The following is a 352-nucleotide window of genomic DNA, read 5'->3' as shown; positions in this document are numbered from 1 at the left end:
TGTCGGATAGACGACACTTGTTACCAAGTGCCGCCCTCCTAAGAACCCAGCGTGCAACTTTCACTGCACTAGGCTCAAGCCTCCACAAAGGTATCGTTTGATACCCAGCAACTTATAAAGCAGTGAGAGCAGGTTCATTCCAAGCGTTACGAGCTTGCCTTTTCGATTTTCTCCTAGCCAAGTATTCTTGGTATTGAGGATCGAATGGTATAGCCGCACTTCGAATTTTCACATGTCTCTCAATAGGCACTTTGGCTATTTGGAATAGATTGAATTGGCAATCCATATCCTTGACCTTCTGCCAACCGTGAAATTGCCATTGGCCTTTTCGGTTGATGAAGTATTTAAGGGC

Annotated in this window: 1 pseudogene; it reads right to left on the bottom strand. The window is 45.2% G+C overall.

Features of this window, described 5'->3' with window-relative positions:
- Positions 1 to 112: 112 nt before the first annotated feature.
- A pseudogene (locus H5185_RS22525) lies at positions 113 to 352 on the bottom strand (group II intron reverse transcriptase/maturase); the annotation flags it as partial.

The organism is Shewanella sp. SG44-6 (genome assembly GCF_014164185.1).
Classification (GTDB): domain Bacteria; phylum Pseudomonadota; class Gammaproteobacteria; order Enterobacterales; family Shewanellaceae; genus Shewanella; species Shewanella vesiculosa.
Note: the sequence above shows the minus strand (reverse complement) of the source record. Positions and strands in the feature narration are given on the sequence as shown.